5 protein-coding genes are annotated in these 11,664 nt (G+C 57.9%); 4 read left to right on the top strand and 1 reads right to left on the bottom strand.

Annotated elements, in window-relative coordinates; all coding sequences use genetic code 11:
• Nucleotides 1-43: 43 nt before the first annotated feature.
• The 4 genes from AC50YL_RS04180 to AC50YL_RS04165 all read left to right on the top strand — a co-directional run bounded on the left by AC50YL_RS04180 (nt 44) and on the right by AC50YL_RS04165 (nt 9,937).
• Nucleotides 44-4,303, top strand: a complete 4,260-nt coding sequence (locus tag AC50YL_RS04180) for a S8 family serine peptidase (RefSeq protein ID WP_494829524.1) — start codon at nt 44-46, stop codon at nt 4,301-4,303.
• A gap of 108 nt (nt 4,304-4,411) precedes the next feature.
• Nucleotides 4,412-8,143: a S8 family serine peptidase gene (locus AC50YL_RS04175; RefSeq protein ID WP_494829522.1), complete on the top strand. Its 3,732-nt coding sequence runs from the start codon at nt 4,412-4,414 to the stop codon at nt 8,141-8,143.
• Between the two features lie 280 nt (nt 8,144-8,423).
• Complete coding sequence (locus AC50YL_RS04170) at nt 8,424-9,314, top strand: LysR family transcriptional regulator (protein WP_494829520.1); 891 nt, start codon at nt 8,424-8,426, stop codon at nt 9,312-9,314.
• A gap of 47 nt (nt 9,315-9,361) precedes the next feature.
• On the top strand, nt 9,362-9,937 hold the full coding sequence (locus AC50YL_RS04165) for a TetR/AcrR family transcriptional regulator (protein ID WP_494829518.1): 576 nt from the start codon (nt 9,362-9,364) through the stop codon (nt 9,935-9,937).
• A gap of 103 nt (nt 9,938-10,040) precedes the next feature.
• Here AC50YL_RS04165 and AC50YL_RS04160 read toward each other — a convergent pair whose 3' ends face one another.
• The gene (locus AC50YL_RS04160; RefSeq protein ID WP_494829516.1) at nt 10,041-11,633 is read right to left on the bottom strand and encodes a glycoside hydrolase family 31 protein; all 1,593 of its coding nucleotides are present in this window, start codon (nt 11,631-11,633) and stop codon (nt 10,041-10,043) included.
• Between the last annotated feature and the right edge of the window lie 31 nt (nt 11,634-11,664).

The following is an 11,664-nucleotide window of genomic DNA, read 5'->3' as shown; positions in this document are numbered from 1 at the left end:
CTTGAACTTGTCTATCATTTATGCAGAAATGGGGAACTGAAACTTGAAAAACGCACTCTTGAAAAAAATGGCCCTCTTCACTGCCGCCGCCGCGCTGCTGTCGAACGTGCCTTCGCCTGTCATGGCCGAAGGCCGCGACGCGGCCGCCAACGTGAAGAGCACGCTGCCGACTATCGATTATAACCAGCTGAAGGAGACGCTCGCCCAGGCGAAATCGTCTAACCTATCGACGCCGATCCTATCCCCGAACCTCAATACCAAATCAACCGGCAATGTAAATGTCATCGTCCGGTTCAGCGAGGATCCGGTCGCGGTCGGACGCTATGCGGCGCAATCGCGCCGGCAAGCTTTCTCCGCGCAGACGGCCGTTCAAGCCATCCAGCAGGAACAAGCGAGCTTCGTCAGCGCATCGAAAGCGAAAGGCGTCTCGCTGAAGGTGAACCGCAAGTTCAACATGGTGCTGAACGGGATGGAAATCACGGTGCGCGCGGACCAGCTGCCGACGCTGGCGAAGCTTCCGGGCGTCGTCGGCATTAGCGAAAACTTGACGTATTATCCGCTTGCCGCCGACGGCGGCACGGCCGTCGCGGCCGGTCCGACGTTCGAGGAAGCGCCGCTCAAGCAAATCGGCGTCGACAAAGCGTGGGCGGAAGGCTATACGGGCAAAGGCATGAAGGTGGCCGTCTTGGATACGGGCGTCGATTACTACCATCCGGATTTGAACATCGCGGGCGGCTACGATACGTTCCATCAGGACGATGACCCGTACGAAGAGCCGCCGCTTACGCCGGCGCAAGATCCGTTAGGTCTCGGTTTCGAAGGCACGCAGCATGGCACGCACGTCTCGGGGACGATCGCGGGACGAGCGCGCAACGGAGGGGCGGCGCAGGTACAGAAGGGCGTCGCTTACGAAGCGGATCTGTACGTATACAAGGTTCTCGGCCGAATGGATAACGGGGCGGTAGCCGGATCCTCGGCAACGATTATCGACGGCCTCGAGCGCGCGGTCGAAGCCGGCGTAGACGTCATTAACATGTCGCTCGGCGCGGACTCGGACAAGAATCCCAATTCGGCGGATTCGATCGCCGTCAACAATGCGGTGCTTGCCGGCGTCACCGTCGTCGTCGCGAACGGCAACGCCGCGACGCAAGGTCCTTATTATTATTCGATGGGCACGCCGGCTGCGGCGCAGCTCGCCTTCTCCGTCGGCGCGGCTACGAGCCCGAGCGAGATTCCGATCTACAGCGCGAACGTCGCGCATCAAATCCCGGGTGAAGCACCGTCGGCAGCAAAGCCGCTGAAACTTGCCGAATGGAAAACGGGCGATGAAAACTTCGAAGCCAAATTCGGCCACGATCCGATCGATGCCGTGTACGTCGGCCTTGGCAAGGATGCCGATTACAAGAACGTGAACGTGACGGGCAAGATCGCGTTCGTGTCGCGCGGCGACATCACGTTCGTCGAGAAGATCGCCAACGCGAAGAAACACGGCGCGCTCGCCATCATCATGTTCAACGGCAACGCGAAAACCGTCGGCGGCGTGACGGTTCCCGATCTGACCGAGGACCAGGCCGGACGCAACGGCTTGATCGGCCTTGATTCGGGCCCGGGCGCGGATAACATTCCGACGTTCGACATGTCCGGCGTCGAAGGCCGGGCGATCGCGCGGCAGTTGGCGGGCGCCGGCGGCAACGCGCTCAGCTTCACCTTCGAAACCATTAATAAACAGAAAAACGAAGGCGATCAAATGGCGGATTTCAGCTCGCGCGGACCGAACTCGGACGGCAATTACAGCATTAAGCCGGATCTTGTCGCACCGGGCGTCAATATCTATTCCACTTATCCCATGTACGGCAAGTTCAACCCGGGTGCGGATTACAGCCAGGCTTATATACGCGAATCGGGCACGAGCATGGCGACGCCTCACGTCGCGGGACTCGCGCTGCTCGTGAAGGAAGCGCACCGGGATTGGAGTCCGCTCGATATCCGTGCCGCGCTGGACAACACGTCGGAAAGCATTCGCGACGATTCGGGAACGCGCTATGACGCGTACTCCCAAGGCGCGGGGCGGGCGAACGTGGCAAACGCGATCGCGACGCCTGCGCTGCTGAAATCGATGGATCCCATTACGATCTTCGACAGAGTCACGAACGTGACCCATATGGCGAGCGAGGCGGGCAGCGTCAGCTTCGGCATGGTCGACGCCGGCTCGCAGGCGGTATCGAAGCCGCTGGAGCTCGAGAACAAATCGGACGAAGCGCTGACTTATAAGGCACGCGTGGAGATGCACCCGCAGGTCACGTCGGATCCCGATCCGCTTCGTGCCGTGCCGACGCCGGACGTATCCAAAGTCAATATGACGTTGGAAGGGGTAAGCGAAGCCGGTACGCTGACGGTCGCTCCCGACGGCAAGGCTGACTTCTCGCTGAATGCTGAAGCGAAGGCAGATGCCGCGGATGGCGTCTATGAAGGGGAAGTGGTGCTGGAAAGCGAAGGCGTGCCGACGCTCCACCTGCCGTTTGTCATTCACGTCGGCGAAGAATCCGACCCGACGGAATGGGGCGTGTCGGACATGCAGACATCGGATGCGATCGTCGCGCCCGACCATGCGATCGATGTAACGGCAAAGCTGAACGCGAAGGATATACAGCAAGTGCTCCTCGTTGCCCTGCCGTTTAACCCGACCGGCGTGGAATGCCTCGTGTCCGCTATGTACGATCAAGAGCTGTCGACGATCCCGACAGGACCGCTGAAGTTCGAGCAGATCGACGGCAGCTGTTTGGGTTTCCCCGAGACCGACGACGAAGGCAATTATAATCTCGAGCAGTTGGATGGCATGTACGAGCTTGCGATTATTGCGCAGCATGTCGATAGATTAACCGGCGAGGTCGATAACGAGAACGCGCACATCGCGTATTCGACCGTGAAGTTTATGAAATCGAATGTCGACGAGCCGGGCGATGACGAGCCGGGCACCGATGATCCGGGTACCGATGATCCGGGAACCGACAATCCGGGAACCGATAATCCGGGCACCGGCGGTCCGGGCGGAGGTCTGGGCGGTTCGACTGGCGGCAACGGCGGCGACGCGCCTCCGGCAAGCGTCATTGCGCCGACGGTCGTTGAAGCAGGCCAAACGGCGATAGCCGCAAAGGCGGATACCGCGCTTCAAGGCGATCGCCTTATCGCGACCGTGACGGAAGATGCGCTGCAGCAGGCGCTTGCGGGAGCAAAGGAATCTCCTGCGGCTATTACGCTGAGCGCGGCGGACAAGACCGCGGCGGCTGCCGAGCTTCAACTGACACCGGCTCAGGTCGGCCTGCTTCGCAAAGCACCGGCTCATAGCTCGATCGTCTTTACTTGGAACGACACGTCCTCCGTCGCCTTCCCGCTGTCGGCGCTCGCAGGCGCGTCCGAAGGCGAGGCATTGACGATTCGCCTCTCGAAGAATGCCGACGCCAAGGCGGCGTTCCAAGCCGCATATCCGGAAGCCGACCTTCTCGGGGACGCTTACGCGTTCGAGGCGGAATTCGTACTGAATGGCAAGTCGACGCCGGTATCGTTCAAGCCGGAGCAGTCGTTCAAGCGTTCCTTCGCGATCGCGCAGGGCACGGCGTCAGGCGTCTTGTATGAAGAAGACGGCCGCGTCAGCCCGACAGCCGCGACGTTCACAACCGCGGGCGGCACGACGATCGCGACGATCGATCGTCCGGGCTTGTCGACCTACATGGCGGCCAAACGCCATGTCGCGTTTAGCGATATCGGCAAGTCTTGGGCGAAAGAAGACATTCAATCGTTGGCCGACATGTTCCTGCTTAACGGCACGACGGCAGGCAAATTCCAGCCGAAGGCAAACGTTACCCGCGCGCAATTCGCGTCCATGCTCGTCCGCGGGCTCGGCCTGCAGCAGACAACGGAGCCGGCTCCGTTCGGCGACGTGCGCCCGATGGACTGGTATGCGCAGGACGTTGCCGCCGCGTATGCGGCAGGCCTCGTCGAAGGCGCGAACGGTAAATTCAATCCGAACGCCTCGATCAGCCGTCAAGATCTGACGGTCATGCTGGCCAGGGCGGCCGAGCTCCTCGAGCTGAAGAAGCCGACCGGCACGCATAAGGCTTACGCGGATGCGGCGCTGATCAGCGCGTACGCGCAAACCAGCGTGCAGACCGCAAGCGACCTCGGCCTGATGGAGGGATATGCGACGAAGGACGGCATCGCGTTCGATCCGCGCGGCGCGACAAGCCGCGAAGCGGTGGCGAAGGTGCTTCACGGCTTGCTGGCAGCCGCCGGTTTGATTCACTAATCGTTCGGAACGGCGCGAAAGCATGGGGAGTGAGGGGAGGCCGCGCGTCGGCTTCCCTTGCTCGCCTCCATGGCGCAATATTATCTGTGAAAGAAGGAGCCCAAAACGTTGAAAAGACATAGAAGCAAACAAACGCTAACCGCGGCACTTTCATTGGCGATGGCGTTCGGCTTGACGATGACGAGCTTCGCGGCGGATGCAGGAGCGGCGGACGGTCCGGAACCGGCCAAGCAAACAACCGCAAGTCAACCGAGAAAAAGCCAGTGGCCAGCGGCCGTTTCGGCGTCCGATGCTGGGGACGACTTGGCGGCGGACGCAGCATCGGAGCCGCAGCCGGGGTATTCGCTTTCGGTGACCGAGCAGGATAAGTTTCTCGCAAGCCTCCGGAAACAGCAGGGCGCAACAACGGCGGATCAGGAACGAAGCCGTATTATCGTAAAATTCAAACAAGGTGCGGGCGGTGCGGAATATCGCTTGGCGTCCGCGGCGATCGCGACCGCCGAAGCGCTTCCGGGCACGGACCTGACGGTGCTGGAGACGAAGACCGACGATGCCGGCAGCGTGTTAACCGAGCTGAAGAACGATCCGAACGTGGAATACGCGGAGCCGGACGTCAAGGTACGGATGGCTTCCGTGCCGAACGATCCGTTGTTTCCCGATCAATGGGGACTTCACAACGTGGGCCAGATCATCGACGGGCCGGTGAAAGGCTTGCCTGGCTTTGACATCAACGCGCTGAAAGCTTGGGATATCAGCAAGGGCGGCAGCGATATCGTCGTCGCGGTGCTGGATACGGGCGTGGATATCTCCCATCCCGACCTGAAGGCCAACATTTGGCGGAATGCAGGGGAAATTCCGGACAACGGCATCGACGATGACGGGGACGGGTTCGCGGACGACGTGAACGGTTGGGATTTTTACAATAACGACGGAACCGTCTTCGATGCGAAGCAAGGCGATTTTCACGGCACGGCCGTGGCCGGCGTGATCGCCGCATCGGCGAATAACGGCATCGGGATTACCGGCGTGGCGCCGAACGTGAAAGTGCTGCCGCTGAAGGTGCTCGGCCCGGACGGGACCGGCTATGCGTCCGATGTCATTCGCGCGATTCAATATGCGGATCGCGCAGGGGCCCGCATTGCCAACCTGAGCTGGACGACGGATACGTACAGCAGGGCGCTCAAGGATGCGATCGAAGCGTCCCCGATGCTCTTCGCCGTCTCCGCCGGCAATGAGGTGAAGGACGATAACACGTTTAGCATGCCGAAGAACCTGGACGTATCCCCGGAATACCCGGCATCGTACGGCAACCCGAATCTCGTGAGCGTCGCTTCCGTAGGCGCGGACGGTTCTTTCGCCTACTTCAGCAATTACGGTCCGAAGACGGTCGACTTGGCTGCCCCGGGCCTCGCGGTGCTCAGTACGGCTCCGACCCGGAATATCGGACTCGGGGCGCAGATCGATAACGGAACGTTCAAGGCGGTTTATAACGTCTTTGGATTCGAGAATCTGCCGTCGAACGAACAGCGGCGAGAGGCTTTCGACGACGCCATGGGATATCTGAGCGGCGCCGGAGAGAAGCCTTCCGTGCTGCTCGTGCAGGACGACATGCATGACATCGGCAATCCGGATGCGCTCTCCGTCTATGCCGATCTGCTGGATGATGCCGGATACGCGTACGACGTGAAGACGGTGCCGGCGGGATCCAGCGGCCCGGGGCTCGACATTTTGAGCGGCTACGATGTCGTCATCTGGTTTACGGGCTTCGGCAGTTCCTCCTTCACGCTGATCGATGCCGATACCATGACCGCTTATTTAAACGGCGGCGGTCGCTTGCTGTTGACAGGTCCGGGCTCCTTGTACCAATTCGCGGATATGCCGTTCATGCGCGATACGCTGCATCTGGATTTCGTTCGTTTCGAGAATCCCGACAACGAAAGCTGGACCTCCGCATCCGGCATTGCCGGCACGATCTATGACGGCGTGAAGTATGATCTGACGGATCAAGGCATCTATAGCGATGTCGAAACGAACGACCCGGCTATCGCTCGGATCAATCTTGAGATTCCGGTAGAGGATTATGGAAAAAGCTACGGCACGTCTATCTCCGCTCCGTTTGCTGCGGGGGTCGCCGCGATGCTGCTCGGCCAAGATCCATCTCAAGACGCCGCAACGATCAAGGCGCGTCTCGCGCTCAGCGGCAAACCGCTCGACTCGTTGAACGGCAAGACAGCGAACGGCAAAATGCTCGATGCCTTCGGCGCGTTGTCCGACGACGAGCTGCCGGGCAAGCCGATTAAAGACGGGAAGCTGACAGGCGCAATGGATATAGGCGAGAATCCGGACGACGTTTATTTCGTGCCTATGCAGGAAGGCGATAAGCTGTCGTTAACGCTGAACGGCAGCGAAGGGTCGGACTTCGACCTGTACGTGTATGATTCTTCCGCGAAAACGGTTCAATCCAGCGCGGGGATGGTCGCCCATTCCGAGACGGAGGGCAGCTCGGCAGAAACCATTGACTACCAGGCTTCGGTGACCGGCTACTATTACGTGGACGTACACGCATTTGCCGGTTCGGGGACATACGGTCTAAGCGCTTCCCTGGACCGCGCGGCGACGCACGGCGAAGGTACGTATGAGGATAACGATCCAGCATTGAACTATATCGGCAACTGGACGCCGGCATCCGATGCAGGTTATTCGAAAGGCACGCTCAAACGTCTGGATGCCGAAGGCAGTATGAGCTTTGCGTTTGGCGGCGGCGAAGTTGCGTGGCTCGGCTTGAAAGACGCGGATCAAGGCATCGCGGACGTCTATGTCGACGGAGTGAAAGTTGCTTCGCCTTCCTTGTACAATAAGTGGAAACAACTGAACCAAGTGATCTGGAAGCAAAACGTGCCGAAAGGCGCGCATACGTTGACAATCAAGTGGACGGGCAATAAGGATCCGTTATCGCGAGGCACATCCATCAACGTCGACGCCATCCAAGTGGCGGCACCGTCCGAAGGGTATACGGTTCAGCTTCAGGAGAACGATTTGAATTTCATCTACAAGGGCATATGGGAGAGGCTTTCAGGCACGCAGTTCTCGAACGGTCACGCGATGGGGACGAACGCCGATGGCTCCGAAGCCGTGCTGTCCTTCACCGGAACGCGAGCCGTGCTGTTGTCAAACCTTATGATCGGGCTAAGTTCGAAATTCGTCATAACCGTCGACGATCGTCCCGAGTCGGAGGTTCAAGTCGATTTAAGCGGAGATAAAAATAATAATGATACCTATCAGGTCCCCGTTTTCGATACGGGCAAGCTGCCGAACGGGAAACATACCATACGGATCATTTATGTCAATGAGGTTGCCTCCATTGGGCAAAGTAAGTCCGTCGTCGATGCGCTGATCGTGACGAAGGCGACCAAGGAAGAAGCGGCCAATACCAATACGACATCCATTGAAGACACGAACTTTGCCGTCAAATTCAATGGCGCGTGGAGTTTGAATCTGTCGCCCCGCAACAGCGGCAAAAGCGCGAAGTACGCCAACCAAAAGGGGAGCTCGGCGGAAGTAACGGTACGAGGCGCCCAAATCATCGTAATGGGGACCAAAGGGCCGGATCGGGGGAAAGCGGATATTTACGTCGACGGCAAGCTGGTGACGCCGGATCATATCGATCTGTACAGTCCGTCCTACAAATTCCAGTCTCGCTTGTTCGAAATGCCGAATTTGAACGATAAGCAGCATACGATCCGAATCGTTAACGTTGGCGAGAAAAACCCGAAATCTACGGGCTACTACATTTCCTTCGACGCGTTGAAGGTCATCGGCGATCAATTTGAAATCGATTAACGGTGAGCGCCTATAGTTGAAGCTATCTAACCTTGACCTTGGATGGCCCCGTGCCGTTCAAGGTTTTTAGTTATGGCCGGAGATCTATTGTCTATCGGCCTGTGCTATCGGTTAAATAAATAAATTTATACTAAACTCTTTATTTCGTAATTTGTTGAGTATGTGAGAATACCTTACACTTAAAAGCGAATTAACTCAGTTACGCAGGCGGGATAGTCGGTTTCATGCGTGAAACCGAAGCTTTATCTCGAACTTTCCATGACGAGTAGAAGGAGCAGCTATGGTCGATTTTGAATGGTACAGAAGCTTTATCGCCATTTATAAACACAATTCGGTTACCGAAGCCGCGAGGACCCGGATTATGACCCAGCCGGCGATGAGCCAGCACCTCGCTTCCTTGGAAGCCGAAGTAGGCGAACCGTTGTTCACTCGAACCGCGCGGAAGTTGGTTCCGACCGAACGCGGCAAGCAGCTGTTTTCTCATTTGGCGCCTCATATCGAGTCGCTGGAGGAAAAGACGATGGGTTTGAAATTGCATTTTTCTCCGACGATGGAGATGATCAGAATCGGTTCAACGCATGAGTTGTTCACGGAGAAAGTTAGTTCGTATTTGTCGCGAATGGATTGGAATACGATTACCTACTTTGGCGATGCCGACCGTTTGCTGGAGCTTCTGAAAGAGGATCGCGTAGACATCATTTTAACGACCAAAAAATTTTTGACGCCCGGCATCGAATATGTCCGGCTTATGGATGAACACTTTGTCGTCGTGGCGCCGCACGATACGATCGTGCCCGAATGCAAGACCTTCAAGGAAATGGAGCTTTGGCTTTCGGGGCAGCGCTGGATAAGCTACGGACTCGAGCTTCCCATTATTCGCCGTTACTGGAGAGTGTTCTTCAAGACGAGGCCGACGATCAATCCGGTCCATGTCATTCCCAGCCTGCATTTGATTTTGAGGGCGATCGCGGAGGGAGCGGGGGTGAGCTTGCTCCCGACCTACATGCTGAAGCATCACGAAGCGGCGGAACCCGGATGGCGGGTCGTGTTCGAACAGATGCATGTTCGCAATGAATTATTGATCGGTTTCAAATCCAAGCATAAACACGTACTCGTCATCAATCAATTCATAAAGAGCATCAGCGAATCGCAAATTGAAGAGGTCAACTAATAAGAAAGGAAAGAGTTCAGGTCCTTCTAGGAGGCTCGGCCTTCTATGTGGAGGTATGGCTTGCGGACGAAATGGAAAACAGAAAATCGGAAATCATAAGTTTCGCGAAATCGCTCATTCAACGGAAGGGCTATGCCGCCTTTAGTTACGACGATGTTTCCAAGCATTTCGGCATCACGAAAGCGAGCATTCATTATCATTTCGAAAAAAAGGAAGATCTGGGTCTCGCCGTGCTGGATCGGCTCTATGTGAGGCTCGCTGAATTTTCTGCGAACATCGCGACTTCCCGGGAGCCGTTAAGCATGAAGTTGGACCGGTTTTGCAGGTTGCAATCCGGGACATTCGCGGAGGATGAGATTTGCCCAATATCGGCGTTGCAGACGGATTTCGAACTGCTGCCGGAACGAATGCAGGAAAAAATTCAAGCGATCAGCCGTCTGGAGTTGACGGTCATGCAGGACTTGATCGCCGATGAAGCATCCGGCCGGGAGGTTGAAACGCGAGCGATTGCGTTGGTCGTATTGGCGGCCATCAAGGGCTCGCTTCAATATCGGCGCGTCGTCCGCGAGGATTTGCTTACCGAAGTACTGAGCGGCATTTGTCATGCATTTCAAAATCGATAGTCTCGTTCGATCTCGCCCTCGTGCGGCACGAAAATGAAATGGGTTATCAAAATAAGCCCCGGCGCCAGTGGAGTATTCAGTCCGATTGGCGTCGGAGCTTTTTTTAGATGCGATTAACCGGAATCCGTTCATCCATCCGGCAAAACCACGGCAGGCGGGAAAGCGGTGCATCTATGCGCGATTCGGCCGGACCCTCGACGATGCTGCCGTCGTCCCCGGCCCAGCGTCCCTCGGGAAAACGCACGATTCGCGACGTCATCCCTTTCTCCAGGACCGGCGCGACCAAGATCCGGTCGCCCAGCATGAATTGGTCTTGGATCCTCGCATAACCGCGATGCGGATACGAGAATTCCATGCTTCGCAGGATGGGCTGGCCGTCTTCCGCCGATTGGCGCGCGAGCGCCGCGATGTCCGGCCCGAGCGCCGTTCGTAGCCGAACGGCATCCAGGCACCACGCGAGTTCCTCGTCCCGCAGCACGCGCCAAGGCGCCATGGAGAACTGCATGACGGGGAACAAGGCCGAGCATTGCACATACCGAATGAACAGCTCGCCGTCAAAATGAAAGTCGGGCGAGTTAATGTCCCCGTCCATCCCTCCGCCGATCATGTCCGGACAATTATATGCGTAACCGAGCAGCCCTTGGGCGACGGCATTCGGGATGAGTCCGGCCAACCCGTGCCGATCCCAGGAATGATGCTTGTCCCGCTGCCGTTGGATAAGCGGCTGGTTCCCGAGCTTCCAGCACATGCGAAGCTCGCTGAGCGGGTAGCCGATGCCGAGGCGGGCGTACGCTTCGCAATCCTCCATGACGTTCATCGGCCGGCTCCATGCGACCGGCCGCAGGACGTCTTGCGCATCGGGCAGTATCGGCTCGCCCGCATCCAGCTTGAAGCCGTCTACGCCGTATCGCTCGACGAGCCGGTCCAATTGCCGTCTGAACCATGCAGCCCCCGGCGCTTGCGTATAATCGACCACGGCGCTGTAGCCGTTCCACCAGCGTCGAATGAGCGGGCTGCCGTCGATGCTTTTCATCAGAAGATCGTTCGCGAGCAGCTGCTTGTAGGCCGTGCAGTCGGCGCTGACGTAGGGGCACACCCAGAGCATGACTTTGAATCCCATCCCGTGGAGCATATCGACCATCGCCTTCGGATCGGGAAACCGGAACTTGTCGAAGTCCCACATCCCGTAATCGCGCATCCAGTTATCGTCAATGATCAGAATGCCGGGCGGCAGGCCGTTCTCGAGAATGGATGCCGCGTAGCGAATGATTTTCTCCTGCGTCGGTTCGTAGAACATCTCCACCCACGTGCAATACTGCGGAGCCAGAAAGGCCAACGGATCGGGCATGAGGCGGGATGGCGGGAAATGGGCATTGCATGCATGAAGGTAGGCGCCGCGAAGCGATCCATGGCCTTCCTCGACCGTTACGCGTCCGTCCGCGCGCGAGATCGTGAGTCCCCGGTCGTCGAAGTCGAACGCGAAAGGTTCTTCGCTCCAGACATAGCGCCCGTGATTGGACAGCAACAACGGCGACGCCTGATTGTCGTCCGTCGACCTGAGGTCTCGGGCATAAGGCACCTCTCCGTACGGCATGCAGCTCCCGTCGTTGATGACGCCGCCCCACCAATATTCTCCGGGTAGTTTCTTCAATTCGATCGCATCCATGTCGCAGCGCTCCTTGTCCATCCTGGTCATGAGGGGAAGCATCCCCGTCTGGTTCCCATTA

Source organism: Paenibacillus sp. J22P277 (genome assembly GCF_059383675.1).
This window is presented reverse-complemented; position numbering and strand designations above follow the sequence as displayed.